This is a genomic window from Rariglobus hedericola (assembly GCF_007559335.1).
In the GTDB taxonomy this organism is placed as follows: Bacteria; Verrucomicrobiota; Verrucomicrobiia; order Opitutales; family Opitutaceae; genus Rariglobus; species Rariglobus hedericola.
Genome location: NZ_VMBG01000002.1, coordinates 560,655 through 583,503 on the forward strand (window position 1 = coordinate 560,655; position 22,849 = coordinate 583,503).

The following is a 22,849-nucleotide window of genomic DNA, read 5'->3' on the forward strand; positions in this document are numbered from 1 at the left end:
CGGCGTTTCGTTCGCGGTTCCATAAATGAGTGATCAACCCATCCTGAAAGTCGAGAAGCTGACCCAAACTTATCCGACCGCCGCCGGCCCGATCACCGTGCTGCACGAGGTGAGTTTCGCGCTCGGCGCCGGCGAGAGCCTCGCGATCGTGGGTCCTTCGGGCAGCGGCAAGACCACGTTGCTGGGGTTGTGCGCAGGGCTGGACCGTCCGTCGGGAGGCGAAGTCGCGCTGGGCGGGGTTTCGCTCGGTGGCCTCGGCGAAGATGCGCGTGCCCGCGTGCGCAACGAGCAGGTCGGCTTCGTGTTTCAGAATTTTCAGCTCATTCCTACGCTCACGGCGGTGGAAAATGTGCTCGTTCCGCTGGAGCTGCGCGGTGTGAGTGGACGCGAGCCCGAGGCGCTGGCCTTGCTCGAACGCGTGGGGCTCGGTGCGCGCACGGGACATTATCCGATTCAGTTGTCGGGCGGCGAACAGCAGCGCGTGGCGCTGGCTCGGGCTTTCATCAACGCGCCGAAGATTTTGTTCTGTGACGAGCCGACGGGGAATCTCGACGGGGCGACGTCGCACGCGATGATCGACCTGATCTTCGGTTTGAATCGCGAACAAGGCACGACGCTCGTGCTGGTGACGCATGACCTGGAGCTGGCGAAGAAGTGCGGACGGGTGTTGAGACTCCGGGATGGGCGCGTGGTGGAAGACTCCGAAGTGAAGACAGGATTAACAGGATGAAAGTCACGATGTCCGAACCCGGTGATGCATTTTATCCCGGTATTTATCCCGTAAATCCTGTCTAAATGAATTTTGTATTTAAAATGGCGTGGCGGGATTCGCGGACCGCGCGCCGGCGGCTCGTGTTGTTTTCGTTGTCGATCGTGCTGGGCGTCGCGGCGCTCGTGGCGATCGGTTCGTTCAGCGCGAATCTGCGGCAGGCGATCGACGATCAATCGAAGGGCCTGCTCGGGGCGGATCTCGCGGTGACGTCACGCTCGGCGGTCACGCCCGAGGCGCAGGCGTTTCTCGACGGACTCGGTGGCGAGCAGGCGAAGGAAACCACGTTTTCCTCGATGGTGGTGTTCCCCTCGGCGGGCAACCAGACGCGGCTCATCACGGTGCGCGCGCTTGAAGGCGGGTATCCGTTTTATGGCGTGGTGAAAACGAATCCGGCGGACGGATTCGCGCGACTGCCGCAAGGCGATGCAGTGGTGGTCGAGGAAACCTTGCTGCGGCAGTTTGGCTTGAAGGCGGGTGATCCGCTCAAGCTCGGCGAAAAGACGTTCACGATTGCGGGCGGGCTGGAGCAGTTGCCCGGCGATTCGGCGGCGGTGGCGACGCTTTCACCGCGTGTGCTGGTGGCGAGATCGGCGCTGGCTGAAACGGGACTCATGGGTCGCGGATCACTGGTCCGGCACCGGGCGTATTTCAAATTCGGTCCCGAGCGCGATGTGGAGCGCTTCGTGGCGGACAATCGTGCGCGGTTTCGTGAGTTGCGACTCAGCGTGGATACGGTCGAGGAGCGTCGGCGCGAACTCGGGCAGTCGCTGCAAAACGTGCAAGGCTTCCTGAGTCTGGTGGGCTTCGTCGCGCTGGTGCTCGGCGCGATCGGCGTGGCGAGTGCGATCCATGTCTATGTGCGGCAAAAAATCACCACGGTCGCGGTGTTGCGCTGTCTCGGCGCGAGCGCGTGGCAAAGCTTCGGCGTGTATCTGGTGCAAGGCCTGGCGCTGGGCGTGATCGGTGCGCTGGCGGGAACGGTGTTGGGTGTGGCGGTGCAGCTGGCGTTGCCGGCGCTGGTGAAGGGCATGCTGCCGTTCGAGATTGATTTCTTTGTATCGTGGGCGGCGGTGGCACGGGGATTGTTGGCGGGCGTGGGTGTGGGTGTGTTGTTCACGTTGCTACCGCTGCTGGCGGTGCGGCGGGTGTCGCCCTTGGTGGCGATCCGGTCGGCGTTTGCCGAGCGGGCGGGGCAGGGCGATCCGTTGCGGTGGGCGGTCTATGCGGCGATCCTTGCGGCGGTGACGGGCTTTGCGATCTGGCAAACGCAACGTGTATCGTGGGGCCTGGGTTTCACGGGGGCGTTGCTGGTGAGCTTTGCGGTGCTGGCCGGCTCGGCACGCGTGGTGGCGTGGCTGGCTCGACGCTTTTTGCCGAAGGGCCTGCCTTATGTGTGGCGTCAGGGCGTGGCGAATCTTCACCGGCCGAACAACCGCACGGTGCTGCTGCTGTTGTCGCTGGGACTGGGGACGTTTTTGCTGCTCACGCTCTCGCTGGCGCGTGAGACGTTGCTCAGCCAGATCCGCGATTCGGGCGATGGCGCGCGGCCGAATCTGTTGTTCTTCGATATCCAGGATGACCAGATCGAGCCCCTCGGCGCGGTGCTGGCGAAGCAAGGTGTGCCGGTGCAGGCGAGTGCGCCGATCGTGACGATGCGGTTGCGGAGCCTGAAGGGGCGTGCGGTCGAGGAGCTGTTGCTCGATGAAAGCGTGCGCATACCGGCGTGGACGTTGCGCCGCGAGTATCGCTCGACGTTCCGCGGTGAGTTGACGACGACCGAGACGGTCATCGGCGGGACGTTTACCGGCAGGGCGACGGAGAACGACACGGTCATCCCGATTTCGATGGAGGAAGGGCTCGCGAAAGACATGCAGCTCACGCTGGGCGACGAGCTGGAGTTCGACGTGCAAGGCGTGCCGGTGGCATCCCGCGTGACGAGCTTGCGGCGCGTGGACTGGAAGCGGTTGTCGCCAAATTTCTTCGTGGTGTTTCCCGAAGGCGTGCTGGAAGCGGCGCCGAAATTTTATGTGGTGGCGGCGCGTGCGAACGGAGCGGCGGAATCGGCCAAAGCGCAGCAGGCGGTGGTCACGGCGTTCCCCAATGTGTCGGCGCTCGATCTCGCGCTAGTGATGCAGACGTTGGACGGGATTTTTTCCAAGGTGCAGTTTGTGGTGCAGTTCATGTCATTGTTCACGGTGGCGACCGGTGTCATCGTGCTGGCAGGCGCGGTGATGACGGGACGTTTCCAACGCGTGCGCGAGACGGTGTTGTTGCGCACGCTGGGGGCATCGCGTGCGCAGTTGATGCAAATCCAGCTTGTCGAATACGCGGTGCTGGGCGTGCTCGGAGCGCTGGTCGGCGGCGGACTCGCCTACGGGGCGAATGCAGCGCTGGCCATCTGGGTGTTCAAAGCACCTGTGATCCTGCCGGTCATGCCGTTGGTTTTGTCGGTCGTGCTGGTGACGGGACTGACGCTGGCCACGGGATTGCTGTCGGGGCGCGGGATCACCCGTCAACCGCCGTTGGAAGTGTTGCGGCAGGAGGCATGATGTTTTCACCCTTGCCAGCGTGTGGGGCTCGTTGGTGACTGGACGACTACACCATGATCCGGAACGTCGTTACTTTTCATTATACGCTGCGCGATCCCGATGGGCGCCTGCTGGACACGTCTTCGGGCGGCCAGCCGGTGAGCTACCTTGAGGGTGCGGGCCAGATCATCGACGGCCTCGACGAGGCGCTGCACGGCGTGGCTCCGGGCACGAAGCAGACGGTCAACGTGCCGGCGGCCAAAGCCTATGGCATGCATGACGAGTCGCAGGTTCAGCGCGTGCTGAAAGCGCTCCTGCCCGTCGAAGGTGACCTGAATCCCGGTGATCAATTCCGCGCGGGCGAGGATCAATTTGCTCCCATCGTGCGCGTGGTCGAAGTCGATGGAGACCATGTCATGCTCGATGCGAATCATCCGCTGGCGGGCGTCGATCTGATTTTCGACGTCGAGGTGGTCGCGGTGCGCGCTGCCAACGAAGAAGAGATCAAACACGGCCACGCCCACCAAGGTCAGGCTGAAGGCGATTGCGGCAGCCACGATTGCGGCTGCAAACACTAACCCCACGCATTTTTTACCTATGAACGTTCTCGGAATCGATATTGGCGGGTCGGCGCTCAAGGGCGCTCCCGTTGACACCAAAACCGGCAAGCTCCTCGCGGAGCGCCATCGTATCGCCACGCCTGACGTGCTTGCGCCGAAGGACATGGCCCTGGCGATCAAGGAGCTGGCCGCGCACTTCAACTGGAAGGGCCCGATCGGCATCGGCTTCCCCGGCGTGGTTCACGGCAACGTCATCCGCACCTCGGCCAACCTGCACAAGGACTTCATCGACCTCGATGCAGGCAAGCTGTTCAGCAAGGTCACCGGCCTGCCGGTGAGCCTGGTCAACGACGCCGATGCGGCGGGCGCGGCCGAGGCCACGTTTGGCGCGGGCAAGGGCCGCAAAGGCACCGTGCTCCTGCTGACCTTTGGCACCGGCGTGGGCAGCGCGCTGTTCGTGGACGGAATTTTGTATCCGAATAGTGAATTCGGCCACCTGAAGATCAAGGGCAAGTCGGCGGAGTGCTTTGTCTCGGCCGCTGCCAAGGAGCGCAAAAAACTCTCCTACAAAAAGTGGGCGCACAAGGTGAGCGATTACCTCAACCAGCTCGAAACCGTGCTCTGGCCCGAGCTCATCATCGTGGGCGGCGGTATCAGCGCGGACTACAAAAAATGGTTCAAATACCTGAAGCTGCGCACGCCGATCATGCCGGCGGCGTTTCTGAACGAGGCGGGCATCGTCGGCGCCGCGCTTTCGGCCAAGAAGTAAGCATAAAAAAGGGGCGCGCGACCTTTCGGTTGCGCGCCCCTTTTTCGTGGACGGAAATCAGCCGCGGCGGATTTCGGATCCCTGGAAGCGGATCTGGATGCGGTAGACCTTTTTGATGCGGCACTTGATGCAGCCGGTCGCGAGGTCGAACTTCTCGGGGACTTCGATGCGGTGGAGATCAACGACGGCGTGGAAGCCGCGCTCGGAGAAAATGTCGATGAGCATCGCGAGGCACAGCGGATCATCGAGCAACGGCTCCTCGGTGTTGACGAGGGCGACGCCGGAGATGGCGTGGCGCAGCACGATGGGAACGATTTTTTTGTCGATGAAGCTGACGACCTTCGCGAAGAGCTCGGCGTTTTCGACGGCGTAGGCGTCGAGGCGCTTCACCATTTCCTGCCGGGCGTGGACGATGATCTCGCTGGCGACGGGGATGACGCGGAGAATGTCGTGCGTGCGTGAGTCGAGTTCCAGGGTGCTCTGGTATTGAAGCTCGCCGAGGATGTTGGACTCCACCTCGCGGATGTCACCCTGCGCGTTGATGAAGTGATAGTGGAAGATTTCCTTGAGCGACTGCAGGGCGTCCCACGTCTGCTCTTTGAAGACGCGGTAGCGGCGCTGGGCGAGGCCGGTGTCGTAATCCGTGGCGCGTTCTTCCTGGAGTTCGCCCACGCCGGTGCGGCGGACCTCGGCGTTATAAACCTGAATCTCGCGGCCGCGTTTCAGCTGGCGGTCGACGGAGGTTTTTTCGTCCACGAAGAGCACCATGATGTGAATGGTGGTCTGGCGGAAATGGATGCCGAGCGGTGTATTGTAAAACTCACTACGCAAGGACTGGATCTGGCTGACGAGGAGCTTGAGGCACTCGACCTGGACCTTGGTGCGGGGGAAGCCGTCGAGGATGACGCCGTCGCGGAACTGGGTTTCGAGCAGTTTGCGGAGAAGCAGGCCGATGACCTCGCGATCGCCGACCATGCCGCCGGCATCCTTGATCTTTTTTGCCTCGGGCGAATCGAGCAGGGAACTCACTACGATCGGTTCGCAGGTGAGGCCGCGGGCCTTGAGGATGAAGTTGGTGTTGGTGCCTTTGCCGGAGCCGGGGGCGCCGCCGAGCAGAATGATTTCCTTGGGGAAGCGCAGGTTTTGACGGCCGACTTCCGCTTCGAGCGATTCCCACACGGAGTTGAAGATCAGCTGGGCGTCTTTGATCTCGAGGTCGTTGCTCTGGGCGTCCACGCCGGCAGTGGGGGATGCGGGGACGATTTTTTCGGGGGAGGGGATATCCATGGAAATGTTACGATCAGGTTTAGAAGGATTCCTAGGTGCAACTCGACACTAGAAACACACTTCGGCGAAAAAGTAGGGATGCTCCGTGGCTGCGAAGCGGGCTTCATGCGTTTTGCGGTCTTTGAGGTGGAAACAGGACTGCATCTTGCACGGCCCCGGCGGGCGAGTAACACGCCGGGGCTCACTGATAACTATTTAATCCGTTAATTTTAAGGGGGTTAGGTTTATATAAGCAAGGGTTGGCATGCATTGGGCGTTAGGGAAGTCGTTCGCAGTTCGATCAAATCCCTTAATCCAATCCTCAACTCTTCATCACCATGTTAAGCTGGTCCCTTACTTTTCTCGTTATCGCTCTCATCGCCGCAGCTCTTGGTTTTGGCGGTATCGCCGGCACCGCTGTCGGCATCGCGAAGATTTTGTTCTTCGTGTTTCTCGTGCTCTTCATCCTGTCGCTGATCTTCGGCCGCAAGAAGGTTTGAGCAGCGGGTTTTAAAACCTCTCTCCTCCGTGCATTTACATACGCACCACGATTCCGATCCGCGTGATCGATCACACCAAGGTGGCCATGCCGCGTTGGTGACGTGGGCGATCACGTGTTTGCTGCTGTCGTTGGTCTCCGCAATTTTTGCATTCAGCGGAACCCCGAGTGAACCCGCGGGTCTCTATGCACGGGTGGCTAGTGTTGGTTTTCTGGTGATCGCGATCGCGATGTTTTTCATCCGTCGCACACCTAAAAATTAATGAGAACCACCCACTGTTAAATGTGTGTTGTGTGTTAAACTCATAAAGATTCCCGGAGGTGCGACTTCCGGGGTTGTTAGTTGAAGCTGGACCTGGCGGGGCCGCCTTAAGCGACCCCGCCTTGGCTTTTTTTAGGGCGGGAACTCGACGCGGTAATCGACTCTTGCGAAAGGCGGGAACCGGTTTGCTTATTCGACCACCGTGTTAAGCACCATGCGAGTATTGATTGTCGATGATGAGCCGGGGATCCGGAAAACCACCGCGCTCGCCGTGGAAGCAATGGGGCACGAGCCAATCGGCGTTTCCAGCGGGCTAAAGGCTTTAAAGGAAATCGAAACCGAGGCGTTCGACGCTTGTTTTCTCGATCTGAAACTGGGCACCGAGAACGGCCTCGTGGTGCTGGAAAAACTGCTCAAAGCCCAGCCCTCGCTGCCGGTCGTCATGTTCACCGCTTACGCGAATATCAGCACCGCCGTGGATGCGATGCGACGCGGGGCCACCGATTTTATACCGAAGCCTTTCACGCCCGAGCAAATCCGACAGGTGCTTGAAAAAATCGAAAAAAACCGGCGTCTCGAAAAACGTGTCGAACAACTGGAGTCGCAGATCACCGACGAGGCGCCCGCCGTAGATCTCACGTCCGAGGAAGTCACCGTGCAGCGCACGCTGGCTATCGCTTTCAAAGCGGCGGAGACCTCCGCCAGTATTCTTATTTTAGGGCCGAGCGGCACGGGCAAAAGCGTGCTGGCGCGGGAGATTCACCGGCGTGGCGCGCAGAAGGACAACGCCTTTGTGACCGTCAACTGCCCGAGTCTTTCCAAAGAGCTGCTGGAGAGTGAACTCTTCGGCCACGTCAAAGGCTCTTTCACCGGCGCCGTTGCCGACACGATCGGCAAGGTGGCGGCGGCCGATGGCGGCACGCTTTTTCTGGACGAGATCGGCGAGATGCCGCTCGAAATCCAACCGAAGCTCCTTCGTCTGCTGCAAGAGCGGGAATACGAGCGCGTGGGCGAATCCCGCACGCGCCGGGCCAACGTGCGTGTCATCGCCGCGACCAATCGCAATCTCGCCGAAGAGGTGAAGGCCGGGCGTTTCCGCGAAGACCTTTTTTATCGGCTCAACGTCATCACGCTCACGATGTCCGGCCTGCGTGATCGTCCGGCGGATTTCTCCCGGCTCGCCACGAGTTACCTCGATTTCTTTTCGAAGCGCATCGGCAAAAAGCTCAACGGTTTTTCCCCCGAGGTGGATGATGCGTTCAGCCGTTATGCCTGGCCGGGCAACTTGCGCGAGTTGCGTAACGTGATCGAGCGCGCCGTCATTCTGGCCAATGGCGACCGCCTCGGGCTCGAGGATATGCCGGAGGAATTCGCGACGCCGGAAGATTCCCGCGTGACGGTCGGCGGCCGGGTGACTCTCGAAGAACTGGAGACGGAGCATCTGCGCCGCGTGCTCGGCACGACGAAGACACTCGATGATGCAGCCAAGATTCTCGGTATCGATCCCGCGACGCTTTATCGCAAGCGACAGAAACTCGGGATGATTTAACGAGCCGCCGTCGCCGTCATGCTGCGCAACCGCCTCTACCTCGGACTGCTTCCGCTGCTGCTGCTCTTCATCGCGGTCGGCGCGGTGGGCACGTATCTCTACCGGGATCTGGCCGGCACGTTTGAGCGCAGTCTCACGGTGAGTTATCGGGCGATGATCGGTGGTTACGAAATGCGCGAGGCGGCCACGCTCATGGCCGGTGCGATCACGCATGGCGACCGCGGTGATCCCATCGGTGCGCGCAAAACCTACGAGGAACAACGGTCGCGTTTCCGCCGGCACTTCATGGAGCAATCGCTGGCGTCCGCCGATTCCGCCCGGGCGGAAAGAATGAACCAGCTCGACGCGGCGTTCCTGGAGCTCGACACGCTGGGGCGGGCGCGGCTCGACGGAGCGGGCGATGCGTCGATTCATTCGTTGCGTGATACGGAAACGGCGTTGTTTAAAACGCTCAAAGCCATCGAACGCATTGCCGAGGGCGATTACGCGGAGGTGGCGGCTTCGGCCGAGCGTGCGCGCGGTCTCTCGCACAAAAGCATCAACTTTCTCGTCGCGGCGATGGTCGTCGCGATTCTGCTTTCGGTGTTTCTTTCTTATCGTCTCGCGCGTTCGTTGCTCCGTCCGATTCAGGCGCTGCAGACCTCGGCCGCGGCGTTTGGCGAAGGCAAATTTGACGATGATGTGCCGGTGACATCGAGCGATGAGCTCGGCGATCTCGCGCGCACGTTCAATATCATGGCGGACAAGCTGCGCCGTTATCGCGATGCGATGAATGAGCGCGTCAGCCGTTCGCGTCGCACGATGGAAGCCACACTCACCTCGACGCCGGATCCGCTTTTCGTGATCAATGCCGATGGCAGCCACGAAGTGCGCAATCCCGCCGCCGAGGCGATTGCCGCACTGCCTGAACTGGCCGGCGGTCTCCCGGTCGCCCTCGAGGCGCCGCTCAAGCAAGTGTTGGCCAGTGGCACGCATTACCTGCCCACCGATTACGATCAAGTGGTCACGGTGCATGTTGATGGCGGCGAGCGTCATTACCTCCCTCGCATCCTCGCGATCGGCGACTCGCTGACGGGCTTCGGCGGAGCGGCGGTGATTTTGCAGGACGTCACTAAATTCCGGCTGCTCGATGACGTGAAGGGCAACCTGGTTTCGACTGTGAGTCATGAACTCAAGACTCCGCTCACCAGCCTCATTATGGCGGTGCACATGTTGCTCGAGGAAAGCTTTGGTCCGCTTACCGAAAAGCAGCGCTACCTGGTGGAAACCTCGCGCGACAATGCGGAGCGACTCCTGCGCATCCTTAATGATCTGCTCGACCTGAGTCGTCTTGAAGGCGGCGCTTCGCGGTTGAACCGGCGGCCCGTGTCGGTTGCGCCGTTGCTCGATGACATGGCGCGCGAGATGACCGCGATCATCGAGGCCGCCGGACAAACCATCACGGTGCGGGCCGATGCCGTGCTGACCGAAGTGAATGTGGATCCTGAACGCGTGCGCCACGTGTTCATCAATCTGCTGACGAACGCCTCCAAGTATTCCGGTGAAGGCACGGAGATCACGCTCTACGCCGAACCCGCGCCGGATGCGTTTGTGCGTTTCGGTGTGCGCGACCAAGGCCCGGGCATTCCGCCAGAAAGCATGGGGCATATCTTTGACCGGTTTTATCGGGTGCCTGACCAGGCGAAAAAAGGCGCGGGTCTCGGCCTCACGATTGCGAGAGAGATCGTCGTCGCTCACGGCGGATCGATCGCGTGCGCCAGCAATGCGGGCAAAGGCAGTGATTTTTACTTTCTCCTGCCAGTGGGTAACGTGACTGCGGACGCAGCGGGTTGAACATCCGCCCGATGTGCGGATTGAGTTACGCAGGCCGGCAGGATGTTGCAGTTTGCATTATCTGTAAATTTTGGCGGAAACCCGGTTTATCTGTTATTCGTTGGTGATGAAAAAATAACGATAAATGGCGAACTGATCGTTGATGCAGCGGTCGGTGGGTTAAGTCAGTTAAACTCAATTAACATAAATTCTCTTACCCATCATTCCATGAGCACCAAAAAAGCCACTGCCGAATCCCCTGAACAGATCGTTGAAAACCTCCGCGCGTTGATCGCCGAAGCCGAAAAGACCATCGGCGGCGGTATTGCCGAAGGTGCCGAAGACAAGCTCGCCTCGCTGCGCGATCGTCTCTCCGAAACCCGCGAGAAGGTGGAGCACGCGCTCTCCTACGCCAAGGAGCGTGTTGTCGCCGGCGCCAAGCAGACCGACTCGGCTATCCGTTCGCATCCTTACGAGTCCCTCGCCATCGCCCTCGGCGTCGGCGTGCTCCTCGGCGCCTTCCTGCGTCGCAACAAGTAATCCTGAGCCACCATCATGGAAAACCGGCATCCAGCTTCTCCCGGTTTCATGGATTCCCTCGCGGGGCTTGGCGATAATCTGCTCGGCACGCTTCAAGAGCGTATCGAGCTGATTTCCATCGAGCTTCAGGAAGAGAAATACCGCTTGGTGCAGTTGATCATCTGGATCAGCGCCACGGTGTTCGCGGCGGGCATGACGCTCACGTTTCTTACGTTGACCGTGGTGTATCTCTTCTGGGACACGGCGCGCCTCGCCGTGCTTGGCGGTTTCGCCGGACTCTACGCCATCGCGCTGGTGTTTGTCGTCATCGCGTTGCGCCGGGTGTTTACCCACCAGCCGAAACCCTTCGAAGGCACGATCGAAAGCATCACGGAGGATCGCGCATGTATCCGCAAATAGACCTCGCGATTTTGGCAGGACGCAAGGAACGGCTCCGCTCGCGGATCCGTTCCCGGCGCGCTGAGTGTGTCGTGGAAATCGAGCGCGTGCTGCGGCCGGTGACCTGGCTCGAGCAGGCTTATGCGCAGTGGAAAGCCATCTCGCCCATCGTAAAATTCGGTGCGATTCCGCTCGGGTTTTTGCTGAAGAAAAAAGTATTCCCCAAGAGCGGAGGTTTGATCAGCGGTCTGTTTCGCTGGGGGCCCACGGCCTTCAGTCTTTTCAAGTCGATGCGTTAGTCCGCATCTGCTGTTATTCGTTTTGTCCCGTGTTCAACTAACCCTGTCCTTTCCCGTTATGAGCAGAATTATCGGTATTATCCTGATCGTGGTCGGTGGCTTCCTGATCTACCAAGGCATCGAGCGTAAAGACTCGGTCGCCGGCGCCGCTGCCGAAGTGGGCACCGACGTGGCCAATGCGGTCGACGGCAAGGGCCGCATCCCGAAGCATTTTTACTACATTATCGGCGGTGGCGTGATCGCTGCGGTCGGCATTGGTGCAGTGGTGCGCGGTGGCAAGTCGTCGTAATATTCAGATAAAATTCCGGACGCCCTCGCAGTCCTGATACCAAAAAGCCCGGACATTTTTGTCCGGGCTTTTTTTGTGATAAAAGAAGAGGCGGTCAGTTCTTTTTGAAGATCACCTGGGGCGCGGCTTCCATTTGGCCACGGGTGACGCCGAGCTGATTGATGACGCGCAGTTCCTTCCAGAGCTCGGTGCCGCCGATTTCGCCGCGCAGGAGTTTTTGGTAATGCGCGATGGTGCGGGTGACTTCGGCGGGGGATTCGTTGACGAATTCGATGCGGAAGTTTTGCGCGCCGAGTGCGCGGAAGCGGTCGAAGTATTCCGCACCGGTTTGCGCGCGGTTGTTGAAGACGGTGTTGCGGCAACCGGCGTCGGCCTTGAGCGGGAGCTCGGAGCCGGTGCGGTCCCGCAGGGCGACGGTGTGTTTGTCGCAAGGGCGTCCGCAGTCCTTGTAGTCTTTGCCCTTCGATAGAAACGCGCAGAAGACACAGTGCTCCATGTGAAACATGGGCATGTGCTGGTGGATCGTGAGGTCGAACCACGCGCCGGGCGCAGAGCCGAGGAGTGACTCAAGCTGGACGACATTCAGGTCGTAGCTGGCGGTGACGCGCTCGAGTCCGTAGTGGGAAATGAAATACTCGGCGGTGAGCGGGTTGGCGACGTTGAGCGAAAAGTCGCCGCGCTTGCGGTCGTTTTTGAAGTAACGCAGGTGCTCGTGGTTGCGGACGATGTAGCCGTCGGCTTCGGAGGAGCGGACTTGTTTGAGGATCCACTCTTCGCCGGGTTTGAAGATGCGCGGAGGCGCCACCCATATTGCGGGAGGAGAAACCTGAGGGCTGAGACCTGAAACCTGAAGGCCGGCAACGGAAGACTGCCAGGTGCGGAAGCGGATGACGGCGTCGCGGTAGTGCTTGGGGTTTTCGAATTCGCAGTAGATGTCGGCGAAGCCGCCGGCGGCGAGCGTGGCGTCGAGTTGTTCGAGGCTGCGAACGAGGACGATCAGCGCGGCGTTTGACGGAGCGGAGTTGGTTGCGGCGAAGGATAGCGGCGGGGTTTTTTCGACGAGCGTCCAGCGCTTGGGGAGCCCGCGTAAGCGGTCAAGTTCGGTGGAGGCTTCGCGGCGGATGCGGTTGAGTTCGCTCATCGGGAGCATGACCGCGCCTTCGAGATGCGAGCTGAGTGTGCCGAGTTGGAAGGGCGTGCCGCCGAGGCGACCGAGCTGATCTTCGAGACGTTGTTGCGTGAGCGGCTGGTTTTGCGCGGCGGCGAGGGCGACTTGTGACTCAAGCTTTACGACGTGGCCTTCGCGGTCGTTCAAGATGAGCGTGAGCGGCGCGTTGGCGTGGCCGTGCACCTCGACATCAACGGGGCGGGTGAAACGGATCTTTTCGCCTTCGAACGTGGTGCGCAGTTCGCGGTCGAGCGCGGGGTCGTTGTTTTTCCAGAGGAAGTTGCCCGGCTTGATGCGGCGGAAGTTGAGATCGCCGTGGCCGAAACGGAGGACGGTCTCGCCGTTACGCTGGGGTTCGACTTGATAGACGCGTCCGCCTTCCTCGCCGGCGGCGTGGTTGCCGGCGTCGAAGACAACGCCATCGCCGGGTTTGAGGGCGGATTCGAGACGGAGGGCGACATGGTCGTCGGCGACGCGGGTGACGGTGCCGAGGAGGACGCCGCGCTTGGTGCCGAAGCGGCCGTGGGCGAGTTCCTGATTTTGAATGCCGTTGAACCAGCCGGTGTAGAGACCGCGCGAGAACGTCATCGAGAGTTCGTATTTGGCGCGGGCGGCGTCGAAGGGTGCGGAAGCGTTATCGTATTCGGCGAAGATTTTATCGAGGGCCTGGCGATACACGCGGGTGATGCTGGCGACGTATTCGGGGGCTTTGAGGCGACCTTCGATTTTGAGCGACGAGACACCGGCTTTGACGAGCTCGGGAAGGACATCGAGACCGGCGAGGTCTTGCGGGCTGAGGAGGTATTTGCGGTCGCCGAGATCGACCTGCGCGCCGTCGGAGATGAGGTCGTAGGGCATGCGGCAGGCTTGCGCGCATTCGCCGCGGTTGGCGGAGCGTCCGCCGAGGGATTCGCTGGTGAGACACTGGCCGGAGTAAGCGACGCAGAGGGCGCCGTGAACGAAGACTTCGAGCGGGAGAGGGGTTTTGTTGGCGGCGCGTTGGGCGTCCTGGATGGCGTGGATTTCTTTGATGGAATTTTCGCGGGCGAGGACGACGAGTTCGGCGCCGAGCTCGCGGGCGAATTCCACGCCGGCGTCACCGGTGACGGTCATCTGCGTGGAACCGTGGATGGGAAAGTCGGGGGAGATTTTACGGATGAGGCGGCAGATGCCGGTGTCCTGCACGATGGCGGCGTCCACGCCGGACGCGATGATGGTGCGCAGGTAGTCCTCGGCGTCGGACAGCTCGTGGGTGAAGACGAGGACGTTGAACGTCACGTAGCCGCGCACGCCGCGTTTGTGGAGAAACTCCATGAGCGCGGGGAGGTCGGCCTGCGTGAAGTTTTTGGCGCGCATGCGGGCGTTGAAACGTTCGAGGCCGAAGTAAACGGCATCGGCACCATTTTCGACGGCGGCGCGCACGCATTCCCAATCGCCGGCGGGCGCGAGCAGTTCCGGACGCACCAAGGGGCGGGGTGTGGTGGGAACGGGTGCGGGAGCGGTTTCGATGGCGGACATGGTCGTGGGTCGGAACCATGCGCGGGTCTGCCCTCGGGGCAACTCCGCAAGTTTGTCACTTATTAAGTTACAATGGGTCCGGTAAAGCGGTTGCAGCTGGACGATTGAGGGCGTGGATGGGACGGCAGTTTGTAACGTATTAAGTTACAAATGGGTTTGGACGGTTACCTTGCTGGCGCGGGCAGCTAGGGTGTTGGAGTGGGTGCGCACGAGGCGCTGAGCCCTTGGCCGCTGAGCCTAGTACTTGCCCTCTTTGTAGATGCCGTAGGCGACGTAGGCGGCGAGCATCATGGCGATGACATAACCGGCGATGCTCAGACTCGTATTGGCTCCGCCCTTGGCGGCGACGATCAGCGAGCTGCCGATGAACAAGCAGCCGCTGATGAAACCCAGCGCGATGCGGTTGGCCGAGGTCTTGAGTGCGTCGTCGAGATCTTCGAGGCCTTGATGCTGAAACTTGATCGTGAGGTCGTCGTGCTCGATGCGGCGGATGATGCGGAAAATCTCCGCTGGCAATTCGCGCGCACCCGTGAGCAATGAACGCAACACGGTCCGGCTCTCTCGCATGATCGCCAAGGGACCGGTGCGGTCTTTCTGGAGCTGCGTCAGAATCGGGCGGGCTTCGGCGCGCAGATCGAAGTCGGGATCGAGCGTGCGGGCGACTTCCTCGATCGAGAGGACGGCCTTCGCCATCAGCGAATAATCACGGGTGATGTTGATGCCGTTTTGGCCGAAGATGAAGAGGAGCTTCAACATCGCGCGGCCGAGCTGCACGTGGCCGATGGCGCTGTTGAAATCTTCGCGCAGGGCGAGCGTGACGTCGCGTTCCATGCCGCGGAGATCGGCGCGTCCGCCGGGGCTGCCGAGGTCGGCGGCGATCTGCACGATGCGCTCGGCGTCCTGTTGCACGGCGGCGATAAAGAGATCGGCGAGGGCGAGGCGGAGGCGGCGCGTGAGGTTGCCGGCCATGCCCCAGTCGAGAAAGCAGAGGCGTCCGTCGGGCGTGACAAGCACGTTGCCGGCGTGCGGATCGGCGTGGAAGAAACCGGCGATGAGCACCTGGTGGATGAGCGACGCGGCGCCGTTGGCGGCGATGCGTTTCGCTTCGGCGGGGGCGAGGCGGGCGGTGCCCACGGCGACTCCGCTGATACGCTCCATAACGAGCACGTGTTCGCCGGACAACTCATCGACGACGAAGGGCGCGTAAACGCGGTCGGGATGGGGATTGAGCGCGTTGAAATATTGCTGATTGCGCGCCTCGTGGCGGAAATCGAGTTCGCGCAGGAGGTTTTCTTTCACTTCGGCGACGACGGACGGAAGGTCGTAGGGTTTGAGTCCGTCCACGCGGTTGTGAAGCTGTTGAGCGAACCACGTCAGCAGATCGAGGTCGGCCTGGACTGTCTTGAGCAGATTGGGGCGCTGGATTTTCACGGCGACTTCGCGGCCGTCGTGCAGCGTGGCAAAATAAACCTGCGCGAGCGATGCGCTGGCGATCGCGGTTTCGTTAAACGAAAGAAACGCGGCGGCGGGCGTGACTTCCAGGTCGTCGATGAGCACGGAGCTCATCTCGGAGAAAGGCAGAGGGGTGACGGAGTTCTGAAGTTTGCGCAGTTCGAAGATGAGGGCGTGCGGCAGGGCGTCGGGCCGCATGCTCATCAACTGGCCGGCTTTGACGAAAGTCGGCCCGAGTTCCTCGAGGGCGAGGCGGATGCGTTCCCAAGTGGTGCGGCGCTGCGACGGCTGCGGAATGATGCGTTTCCAAAGGCCTTCCTGCGGGTCGAGCTGCGTGACCAGATTCGCGAAGCCATGCTTCACGAGCACGGCGAAGATGTCCTTCGCGCGTGAGGCGTTACTGAGGAACGTCAGTGGTTTCACGGTTCGCCGGCGCGGGAGGGAGGCGTGGCGAGCTTGGCTTCGAGGTCGCGGATGCGTTGTTCGAGGGCGGCAATGCGCGGGTCGGTTTTGTCGGTGCCGCGCGAAGCGAGGTCTTGAATCTTGGCGGCGAGGGCCTGGCTGACGTCTTCGAATTCCTTGCGGCCCTGCTCGGCGATTTTGGAGGCGATGATCTTGGCATCCTCGGCTTTCACTTTGCCCTGACGCACGTAGTCATCGAGCGTGTCTTCGACTTTTTCCTTGGTGATGACAGCGGCGCCGACGCCGGCGAGGAGGGTTTTTTTGATAAGATCGATCATGGTGACTCCAGCGTAATCACGGTTCCCATGCGGGCAACCGCAAAGGCGCTGCGTCGGTCACCGCGGCCGTTTATTCGGCGACGATCGGGGTGATCGCGGTATGGCCCGGTCGGGACGCATGCGGTGCGATCGAGCGCAGGCGCCACGCGAGCACCACGGTCAGGATGAAAGCGCTCACGGCGATCCAGCCGACGCGTGGGTAACCGATGAGGCGTCCGCTGGTCGCTTCGCGGGTGATGAGCATGCCCGCGACGATGTTGGCCAGACCGCCGGCGGCTTGTTGCACGGCGGAGTTCACGCTCATGAAACCGCCGCGATAACGTTGCTCCACGGCGTTGCTGATCATCGCCATCGTGGGCGTGAAACGACCGGCCATGGTGACGAAAAAAACCGTGGTCACAATCAACGTGAGCCAGATGGGCGTGGGGCCGAGATGGGTTACCACGATGGCGGTCGCGATGGAGAAGACCGTCACGCCGGCGAGCACATGGATCTTGTCGTGGCGGTCGGTGAGGCGCCCGAAGAAGCTGGTCGTGATGAAGGTGGCCGCACCGCCGAAGAGATAGACGAATTTAAGCTGCGATTCGGAGAGGCCGGTGTTGGCCACCAGCGAAGGCGACATGAATGGCACTACGGAAGCACCGGCGAACACCAGCGCCGCGGTGACCATAAAACCGCGCAAGTGAATGCCGTGGGTCATGATCTCCCACATCTGCCGCACGGGATGCGTTTTGATGGGCGACGGTGGCAGAGCGGGCAGAAACCGCGAGGCGACGAACCAGATGGGCACGCTCAGGCCGGCGAGCATCAGAAACGGTGCGTGCCATTCAAACATGTCGACCAAGATCAACCCGGTGGGAATGCCGATGACCGAGGCGAGGGGAAACGCGGACATCACCACGGCCATGCCGCGTCCGCGCCGTTCGGGCGGAATCACGTCGCTCACGATGGCCATGACGATGGAACCGGCGACGCCACCGAAAGCACCGGCGGCCACGCGCGCGGCGAGCAACCAGTGGAACGTCGGGGCAAACGCACAGCCGAGCGTGGCCAATCCGAAGCCTGCGTAGAGCCACAATAGCGCGCGTTTTCGATCCAGGCGGTCGATGAAGAAACCGCCGGCAAATCCCGTGATGGCGGCGGCGAGCCCGTAGGCGGCCACAAGATAGCTGAATTGCGTGGGCGAGATATTGAACACCCGCATGAGGCCGGCACCGAGCGGCATCATGATCATGAAATCCATGATGTGCGTGAACTGCACGCCGGCCAACGTGAACAAAATTCCGCGTTCGGACGTGGCGGCACGGGCGGCGGACGAGGCGGAGGAAGACATGATTACTAAAATGACCCGCGGGCGAATGCGCCGGCGGTGGGAGAAATACGGCGGAAATCCGCGAGCTTAAGCCGCAGGCTTTTCCGGCGGAGGAGTCGAGTCGTCGGCCGGAGGCGGCGTGACGGGAGGAGCCACGGGCGTCTCGAGCGTATCGATCGTGACGACGGGCTCGATGACGGCGGGCGGAGCGGTGTAGACGGTTTTTTTGCGGACGGGGCGAACCTCGGGTTCGTCGTCATCGAGGGCGCGCTTGATTTGATCTTCGACGCCGGCGGTGGCCTTTTTGAATTCGCGGACGGACTTGCCGAGCCCGCGAGCCAGTTCTGGCAGGCGTTTGCCGCCGAACAGGAGCAGGATGACGAAGAAAATGAGAACCATTTCGCCGCCACCGAGGCCTTCGATGAAGGCGAGGGAAAGTAACAGGGAGGACATAGGAAGGAATAGATGACCGGATTGCCGCGTAAAAGTTACACGTATCGCGTTCGCAGGCCAATTGGCGGGCGATTTTTTATTTTACGGCGATCTCGACGACAAAGCTTTGCGCCTGGCCGGGTTGCACCCAGTGAAGACCGACTTTCGTCTCGGGTGCATTGGGCGGTCCCATCCACGGTTCGACGCAATAATACGGCGATTCGGGCGAGCCGGACCAAGTGACGAACGCCGCCTCGGCGGGCGGGACGGCGGCGGTGCCGTTGCGCACGGTGACGGAACCGGGGCCGGCGGCGGGGCCGAAGCTAACGGCGTTGGACTTGAGGCCGAGGTGGATCGCGTCGATCAACGCGGGGTTATCAAGACGCTCCTCGGGCTTCAGCGCGGGACCGGGAATGAGTTTGCCGGCGGGATCCTGGCGATGGGTGCGCGTCGAAGGAATGCGGATGATGTAATCGCCGCGCGTCTGGCCCTCGGCCCACGGCATCGTGAAATAAAAATGGTGACCTGCGCTCCACGGGATCGGTTGCGTGTCGAGGTTGCGCAGCGTGAGTTCGCAGGCGAGGCCGAGCTCGGAGAAACGGTAGGCGACGCTGAACTCGTAGTTAAAGGGATATGCCTGTTTCGCTTCGTCACTCGGAACGAGCACGGCGGTGAAGCCGCGCGCGTCGAGTCGCGTGACTTTGAACTCACCCTGGCGGGCGAAACCATGCATCGGCATGACGCGGCGCACGCCGGCGGGATCGCGCCAATAGCCGAGCTCACCGGCTTCGAACGTGCGGGCGTTGAACGGAAACAAGATCGGGTTGCCGCCGCGGACTTTGTGGAATTCGTCGAAATTGGCATCCTCGGGCCAGTAGAGAATATCGCGCGTGGTGCTGTCGCCGAGGGCGAGGTGCCAGTTCATCAGGCGTGCACCGTGTTCGGGCAAGGCGAGGAACGTCGAATTGCCGACCTGCCAGCGTGTGAGCGTTTTTCCGAGATAGGACACCTTTTCCATGAGCGGACATTTCTCGCCTGCGAGAATCGGGCAGGCAAAAGGATTCTGTGGAAACACGCAGGTGATTTTATAACGCGCTGACAGGTCGTGACGCTTGCGCAATGAATCGCGCGGACTTTAAGGTGCCGGCCTATGACGCGCGTTTTTCTTACCCTGCTCGCCGCCATCGTGTTTCCCGCGATGATTCAGGCGCAGGCATTGGAGGCTGCTCCGGCGGAGCCCGCAGCCAAAGCGTCCGCCAAAACGGTGGTCGTGATTCCGGTGCGCGAGGCGATCGACAAGCCTATCCTCTACGTGCTGCGCCGCGGGATGAAGGAAGCCATTGAGAAAAAGGCGGATGTGGTGGTGCTCGACATGGAGACGCCCGGCGGCCGGCTCGACGTGACCTTCGACATCATGGAAGCGCTGGAGAAATTTGAGGGCACCACGATCACCTTCGTGAACAAAGAGGCGATCTCGGCCGGTGCGTTTATCTCGGCGACAACCAAGGAAATCTGGTTTTCTCCGCGCGGAATCATCGGCGCAGCGGCGGCGGTTTCGGGAGACGGCAAAGACATCGACACGACGATGCAGCTCAAAATTAACAGTTTCCTGCGCGCCAAGATTCGCGCGATGTCCGAGGGCGAGCCCTATCGTGGGGCGGCGGTCTCCGCGATGCTCGACAAGGATTATGAACTCAAGATCGGCGAGGAAGTGCTGAAGCCGAAGGGCGAGTTACTCTCGCTCACCGCGACGGAGGCGAGCAAGAGCTACGGGGACCCGGCGCAACCGTTGCTGGCGGCCGGTATCGCGACGGACGTGAATGATCTGCTCACGCAAAAATACGGTGCGGGTAATTTTACCGTGCAGCGCCTCGAGGTGACGTGGTCCGAGGAGCTGGCCCAATATCTCAATGCGTGGTCGCCGATTCTCATGGGACTCGGATTGCTGGCCGTGTTCATCGAATTCAAGACCCCGGGCTTTGGTTTCTTTGGCATCTCCGGCGGCATTTTGTTGGGCATTGTATTTTTTGGCCACTACGCGGCGGGCTTGTCGGGGCACGAACCGGTGCTGGTGTTTGTGGTCGGCGTGTTGCTGGTTGCGACCGAGATTTTCTTTTTCCCCGGAGTGATCGTGGCGGCGTTGAGCGGCTTGTTGTTGATGCTCGGTGCACTGGTCTGGTCGATGGCCGACCTGTGGCCGAATGAACCGGTCTCGATCAACAGCGAGGTGTTTACCCAGCCGCTGGTCAACATGGGGCTCGGCCTGCTGGTGGCGGGGGTGCTCGCGGTGTTGTTCGCCCGGTTCATGCCGCGCGGCTGGTTCTGGGATAAGATGATTCTGCAGGCGGCCATCAATGCCGACTCGCAGGGCGCGGCCACCGGCTCGACGGAGTCCGGCGCGCTCACCGGCCGTCGTGGTATCGCGGCAACGGCGCTCATGCCCTCGGGCCAGATTGAAATCGATGGACGTCGTTATGAGGCCCGCGTGGTTGTGGGTATGATCGAAGCCGGTGCGGCCGTCGTGGTCGTTAAACGCAGTGACTTCGGACTCGTGGTGGAAAGCGCCGACTCATGAACACGATCATCATGTTTTTTATCGCGGGTGCTGTGCTGCTCGCAGCCGAAGTGTTCGTGCCGGGCGCGATCTTGGGGATTTTTGCGGCGATCGCGCTGCTGGTCGGCGTGGTGTTGTCATTCGTCGATTACGGATCGATGGGAGGCTGGATCGCCATCGCGGCGGCTCTCGGGCTCACGGGTGTCACGTTGTGGTTCGAGTTTATGATTCTGCCGAAGACCGCGCTGGGGCGGCGACTTTTTCTCAAGGCCGAGATCTCGGGGGCGAGCCAGCCGCCGCTCGCGGAGCGCGAGACCATGGTGGGGCAGGCGGGCGTGGCCGACACGACGCTGGCGCCCAGCGGCTACGTGATTGTCGCCTGGAAACGCTACGAGGCGTATTCGCGCGCAGGGCTGATCGCCAAGGGCGAGACGCTGCGTGTGGTGGAACTCGATAATTTTCGTCTGATTGTCCAAAAAAACTAACCTCCTTATCTCCTTATGAACTGGTTCCTCATCGTTGTTATTGGTCTGCCCGTCCTCATCATCGGCGGCATTGTTTTGTCGTTCTTCAGCGTATGGCTGCGCGCCTGGTTGGCGGGCGCCTACGTCGGTATCGTTACGTTGGTGGCGATGCGCCTGCGTCAGGTGCCTTATGGTTTGGTGGTCGATGCCCGCATCACTGCCAAGAAGGCCGGCATCGATATCTCCATCGATGACATCGAGGCGCATTTCCTCGCCGGTGGTAATGTCGTCCCCACGATCCAAGCGCTGATCGCGGCTCAAAAGGCCGGCATCGAGCTGAGCTGGAACCGCGCCTGCGCGATCGATCTCGCGACCAAGGGCTCCGGTAAATCCGTGGTTGAAGCCGTGCGCACGAGCGTCGATCCGAAGGTGATCGACTGCCCCAATCCCGAGTCCGGCCGCACGACCATCGATGGCGTGGCCAAGGACGGCATTCAGGTGCGCGTGCGAGCCCGCGTGACGGTGCGCACGAATCTGGATCGTTTCGTCGGTGGTGCGAAGGAAGAGACCATCATCGCCCGCGTGGGTGAAGGCATCGTGACGACCATCGGTTCGGCCGAAAGCTACAAGGTGGTCTTCGAGTCGCCGGACAGCATTTCGAAGACGGTGCTCGCGCGCGGTCTCGATGTGGGCACGGCGTTTGAAATCCTTTCCATCGACATCGCCGACGTGGACGTGGGCGAGAACGTCGGTGCGAAGTTGCAGGAAGCGCAGGCCGAGGCGAACAAGTCCATCGCCCAGGCGCAGGCGGAAATCCGCCGTGCGGCCGCCGTCGCCGTTGAACAGGAAATGAAGGCCCGCGTGCAGGAGATGCAGGCCGAGGTGGTTCGCGCGCAGGCCGAGGTGCCGAAGGCGCTGGCCGAGGCGTTCCGTTCGGGCCGCTTGGGCGTGATGGATTATTACAAGATGGAAAACGTGAAGGCGGATACCGAGATGCGCTCCGCCATCGCCAAGCCCGAAGGTCACAAGTAACCGGTCATGGACTGGATCAAGGATCATCTCCAAATCGTCATAGCGATCGCCGGTGTGATCGCTTACTGGCTCAACGCGCGCAGCAAGAACAAGGCGGGCGAAGCGGCTGATTATGATGGCGACGGCCAGGCGGTTCATGCTCCCGGCGGCGGTCGCACCATGCGTGAGCATGACCAGGCGGCGGACCACGATGAAAACACCCGCCGTATCCAGGATGAAATACGCCGCAAGATCGCCGAGCGTCAGGGTGGTGTCACCCGCACGGCGCCGACGGTTACGCCCACGCCTCCGCCCATGCCGGCCCACCGGCGCGAACCGGTGATGGCTCCTTATGCGACGGAAATTCGCCGTGAGGAAACGGAGCGCGAGGCGGCGATCGTGCTGGAACGCCAGCGCAAGCTGGCCGAGCAACTGGCGGCCCTGCGTGAGCGGAAGGCGGAGGCGGGTCGCGATGCGAAATCGGTGTGGATGCAGCAGCCGGAGTCGGTGGCGGCGGCAAAGTCTTCACGGGACGACATCGGACTGCTGACCGAATTGCGCAACGCGAGTTCGTTGCGCAAGGCGATCGTGCTGCGGGAAGTGCTGGGCACGCCGGTGGGTTTGCGCTGAACGCCTGAAGCCGGAGCACAAAAAAGCCGCGCTGTTTTTCAGAGC

Annotated in this window: 22 protein-coding genes; 15 read left to right on the forward strand and 7 right to left on the reverse strand. The window is 61.4% G+C overall.

The window, feature by feature from the left end; all coding sequences use genetic code 11:
* The first annotated feature begins 25 nt into the window (after positions 1-25).
* From FPL22_RS12660 to ppgK, 4 genes are all read left to right on the forward strand, one after another.
* Positions 26-730 (forward strand): ABC transporter ATP-binding protein, encoded by a 705-nt coding sequence (locus FPL22_RS12660; protein WP_144230781.1) that lies wholly within the window; start codon positions 26-28, stop codon positions 728-730.
* Positions 731-795: 65 nt separating this feature from the next.
* Positions 796-3,321 carry an ABC transporter permease gene (locus FPL22_RS12665; RefSeq protein WP_144230782.1) on the forward strand — a complete coding sequence of 842 codons (2,526 nt, stop codon included), beginning with the start codon at positions 796-798 and terminating at the stop codon, positions 3,319-3,321.
* Positions 3,322-3,374: 53 nt separating this feature from the next.
* Positions 3,375-3,878, forward strand: a complete 504-nt coding sequence (locus tag FPL22_RS12670; protein WP_238991411.1) for an FKBP-type peptidyl-prolyl cis-trans isomerase — start codon at positions 3,375-3,377, stop codon at positions 3,876-3,878.
* 19 nt (positions 3,879-3,897) lie between these two features.
* Entirely contained in the window at positions 3,898-4,629 is a 732-nt protein-coding gene (ppgK, locus tag FPL22_RS12675; RefSeq protein WP_144230783.1) for a polyphosphate--glucose phosphotransferase, read from the forward strand.
* Between the two features lie 57 nt (positions 4,630-4,686).
* Here ppgK and FPL22_RS12680 read toward each other — a convergent pair whose 3' ends face one another.
* Positions 4,687-5,916, reverse strand: coding sequence for a nucleoside monophosphate kinase (locus FPL22_RS12680; RefSeq protein WP_144230784.1), 1,230 nt, complete (start codon positions 5,914-5,916; stop codon positions 4,687-4,689).
* 317 nt (positions 5,917-6,233) lie between these two features.
* On the opposite strand from FPL22_RS12680, the gene FPL22_RS12685 reads away from it, so the two are divergent.
* The 7 genes from FPL22_RS12685 (at position 6,234) to FPL22_RS12715 (ending at position 11,523) form a co-directional block, all read left to right on the forward strand.
* On the forward strand, positions 6,234-6,395 hold the full coding sequence (locus FPL22_RS12685) for a DUF1328 domain-containing protein (RefSeq protein WP_144230785.1): 162 nt from the start codon (positions 6,234-6,236) through the stop codon (positions 6,393-6,395).
* 475 nt (positions 6,396-6,870) lie between these two features.
* On the forward strand, positions 6,871-8,205 hold the full coding sequence (locus FPL22_RS12690; protein WP_144230786.1) for a sigma-54-dependent transcriptional regulator: 1,335 nt from the start codon (positions 6,871-6,873) through the stop codon (positions 8,203-8,205).
* Positions 8,206-8,223: 18 nt separating this feature from the next.
* Positions 8,224-10,038 (forward strand): sensor histidine kinase, encoded by a 1,815-nt coding sequence (locus tag FPL22_RS12695; RefSeq protein WP_144230787.1) that lies wholly within the window; start codon positions 8,224-8,226, stop codon positions 10,036-10,038.
* Positions 10,039-10,245: 207 nt separating this feature from the next.
* Positions 10,246-10,557, forward strand: coding sequence for an ElaB/YgaM/YqjD family protein (locus tag FPL22_RS12700; protein WP_162525302.1), 312 nt, complete (start codon positions 10,246-10,248; stop codon positions 10,555-10,557).
* A gap of 48 nt (positions 10,558-10,605) precedes the next feature.
* Complete coding sequence (locus FPL22_RS12705) at positions 10,606-10,956, forward strand: phage holin family protein (RefSeq protein ID WP_238991412.1); 351 nt, start codon at positions 10,606-10,608, stop codon at positions 10,954-10,956.
* 71 nt (positions 10,957-11,027) lie between these two features.
* Positions 11,028-11,234: a hypothetical protein gene (locus FPL22_RS12710; protein WP_144230790.1), complete on the forward strand. Its 207-nt coding sequence runs from the start codon at positions 11,028-11,030 to the stop codon at positions 11,232-11,234.
* A gap of 58 nt (positions 11,235-11,292) precedes the next feature.
* On the forward strand, positions 11,293-11,523 hold the full coding sequence (locus FPL22_RS12715) for a DUF3185 family protein (RefSeq protein WP_144230791.1): 231 nt from the start codon (positions 11,293-11,295) through the stop codon (positions 11,521-11,523).
* Positions 11,524-11,617: 94 nt separating this feature from the next.
* Here FPL22_RS12715 and FPL22_RS12720 read toward each other — a convergent pair whose 3' ends face one another.
* From FPL22_RS12720 to FPL22_RS12745, 6 genes are all read right to left on the reverse strand, one after another.
* Positions 11,618-14,209 carry a U32 family peptidase gene (locus FPL22_RS12720; RefSeq protein ID WP_144230792.1) on the reverse strand — a complete coding sequence of 864 codons (2,592 nt, stop codon included), beginning with the start codon at positions 14,207-14,209 and terminating at the stop codon, positions 11,618-11,620.
* A 237-nt stretch (positions 14,210-14,446) separates the two neighbouring features.
* Positions 14,447-16,084 carry an ABC1 kinase family protein gene (locus tag FPL22_RS12725; protein WP_144230793.1) on the reverse strand — a complete coding sequence of 546 codons (1,638 nt, stop codon included), beginning with the start codon at positions 16,082-16,084 and terminating at the stop codon, positions 14,447-14,449.
* Complete coding sequence (locus FPL22_RS12730; RefSeq protein ID WP_144230794.1) at positions 16,081-16,401, reverse strand: phasin family protein; 321 nt, start codon at positions 16,399-16,401, stop codon at positions 16,081-16,083. The genes FPL22_RS12725 and FPL22_RS12730 overlap by 4 nt, the downstream gene beginning before the upstream one ends.
* 70 nt (positions 16,402-16,471) lie before the next feature.
* Positions 16,472-17,734, reverse strand: coding sequence for an MFS transporter (locus FPL22_RS12735; protein WP_144230795.1), 1,263 nt, complete (start codon positions 17,732-17,734; stop codon positions 16,472-16,474).
* 66 nt (positions 17,735-17,800) lie between these two features.
* Positions 17,801-18,166, reverse strand: a complete 366-nt coding sequence (locus tag FPL22_RS12740) for a Sec-independent protein translocase subunit TatA/TatB (protein WP_144230796.1) — start codon at positions 18,164-18,166, stop codon at positions 17,801-17,803.
* A gap of 76 nt (positions 18,167-18,242) precedes the next feature.
* On the reverse strand, positions 18,243-19,163 hold the full coding sequence (locus FPL22_RS12745) for an aldose epimerase family protein (RefSeq protein ID WP_144230797.1): 921 nt from the start codon (positions 19,161-19,163) through the stop codon (positions 18,243-18,245).
* A gap of 132 nt (positions 19,164-19,295) precedes the next feature.
* Between FPL22_RS12745 and FPL22_RS12750 the strand changes: the two genes are divergently transcribed.
* From FPL22_RS12750 to FPL22_RS12765, 4 genes are read left to right on the forward strand one after another with little or no spacing between them, the layout of a single operon-like run.
* Entirely contained in the window at positions 19,296-20,720 is a 1,425-nt protein-coding gene (locus FPL22_RS12750) for an NfeD family protein (protein WP_144230798.1), read from the forward strand.
* On the forward strand, positions 20,717-21,184 hold the full coding sequence (locus FPL22_RS12755) for an NfeD family protein (protein WP_144230799.1): 468 nt from the start codon (positions 20,717-20,719) through the stop codon (positions 21,182-21,184). The genes FPL22_RS12750 and FPL22_RS12755 overlap by 4 nt, the downstream gene beginning before the upstream one ends.
* 15 nt (positions 21,185-21,199) lie before the next feature.
* Positions 21,200-22,195 carry a flotillin-like protein FloA gene (gene floA, locus FPL22_RS12760; RefSeq protein WP_144230800.1) on the forward strand — a complete coding sequence of 332 codons (996 nt, stop codon included), beginning with the start codon at positions 21,200-21,202 and terminating at the stop codon, positions 22,193-22,195.
* 6 nt (positions 22,196-22,201) lie between these two features.
* On the forward strand, positions 22,202-22,804 hold the full coding sequence (locus tag FPL22_RS12765) for a hypothetical protein (RefSeq protein WP_144230801.1): 603 nt from the start codon (positions 22,202-22,204) through the stop codon (positions 22,802-22,804).
* The last annotated feature ends 45 nt before the right edge of the window (positions 22,805-22,849 follow it).

What these genes read in the sequence shown, in the direction of transcription:
- FPL22_RS12660 (WP_144230781.1), top strand. Translation starts at nt 26, where the DNA reads ATGAGTGATCAACCCATCCTGAAAGTCGAGAAGCTGACCCAAACTTAT.
- FPL22_RS12665 (WP_144230782.1), top strand. Translation starts at nt 796, where the DNA reads ATGAATTTTGTATTTAAAATGGCGTGGCGGGATTCGCGGACCGCGCGC.
- FPL22_RS12670 (WP_238991411.1), top strand. Translation starts at nt 3,375, where the DNA reads ATGATCCGGAACGTCGTTACTTTTCATTATACGCTGCGCGATCCCGAT.
- ppgK (WP_144230783.1), top strand. Translation starts at nt 3,898, where the DNA reads ATGAACGTTCTCGGAATCGATATTGGCGGGTCGGCGCTCAAGGGCGCT.
- FPL22_RS12680 (WP_144230784.1), bottom strand. Translation starts at nt 5,916, where the DNA reads ATGGATATCCCCTCCCCCGAAAAAATCGTCCCCGCATCCCCCACTGCC.
- FPL22_RS12685 (WP_144230785.1), top strand. Translation starts at nt 6,234, where the DNA reads ATGTTAAGCTGGTCCCTTACTTTTCTCGTTATCGCTCTCATCGCCGCA.
- FPL22_RS12690 (WP_144230786.1), top strand. Translation starts at nt 6,871, where the DNA reads ATGCGAGTATTGATTGTCGATGATGAGCCGGGGATCCGGAAAACCACC.
- FPL22_RS12695 (WP_144230787.1), top strand. Translation starts at nt 8,224, where the DNA reads ATGCTGCGCAACCGCCTCTACCTCGGACTGCTTCCGCTGCTGCTGCTC.
- FPL22_RS12700 (WP_162525302.1), top strand. Translation starts at nt 10,246, where the DNA reads ATGAGCACCAAAAAAGCCACTGCCGAATCCCCTGAACAGATCGTTGAA.
- FPL22_RS12705 (WP_238991412.1), top strand. Translation starts at nt 10,606, where the DNA reads ATGGATTCCCTCGCGGGGCTTGGCGATAATCTGCTCGGCACGCTTCAA.
- FPL22_RS12715 (WP_144230791.1), top strand. Translation starts at nt 11,293, where the DNA reads ATGAGCAGAATTATCGGTATTATCCTGATCGTGGTCGGTGGCTTCCTG.
- FPL22_RS12720 (WP_144230792.1), bottom strand. Translation starts at nt 14,209, where the DNA reads ATGTCCGCCATCGAAACCGCTCCCGCACCCGTTCCCACCACACCCCGC.
- FPL22_RS12730 (WP_144230794.1), bottom strand. Translation starts at nt 16,401, where the DNA reads ATGATCGATCTTATCAAAAAAACCCTCCTCGCCGGCGTCGGCGCCGCT.
- FPL22_RS12735 (WP_144230795.1), bottom strand. Translation starts at nt 17,734, where the DNA reads ATGTCTTCCTCCGCCTCGTCCGCCGCCCGTGCCGCCACGTCCGAACGC.
- FPL22_RS12740 (WP_144230796.1), bottom strand. Translation starts at nt 18,166, where the DNA reads ATGTCCTCCCTGTTACTTTCCCTCGCCTTCATCGAAGGCCTCGGTGGC.
- FPL22_RS12745 (WP_144230797.1), bottom strand. Translation starts at nt 19,163, where the DNA reads ATGGAAAAGGTGTCCTATCTCGGAAAAACGCTCACACGCTGGCAGGTC.
- FPL22_RS12750 (WP_144230798.1), top strand. Translation starts at nt 19,296, where the DNA reads ATGACGCGCGTTTTTCTTACCCTGCTCGCCGCCATCGTGTTTCCCGCG.
- FPL22_RS12755 (WP_144230799.1), top strand. Translation starts at nt 20,717, where the DNA reads ATGAACACGATCATCATGTTTTTTATCGCGGGTGCTGTGCTGCTCGCA.
- floA (WP_144230800.1), top strand. Translation starts at nt 21,200, where the DNA reads ATGAACTGGTTCCTCATCGTTGTTATTGGTCTGCCCGTCCTCATCATC.
- FPL22_RS12765 (WP_144230801.1), top strand. Translation starts at nt 22,202, where the DNA reads ATGGACTGGATCAAGGATCATCTCCAAATCGTCATAGCGATCGCCGGT.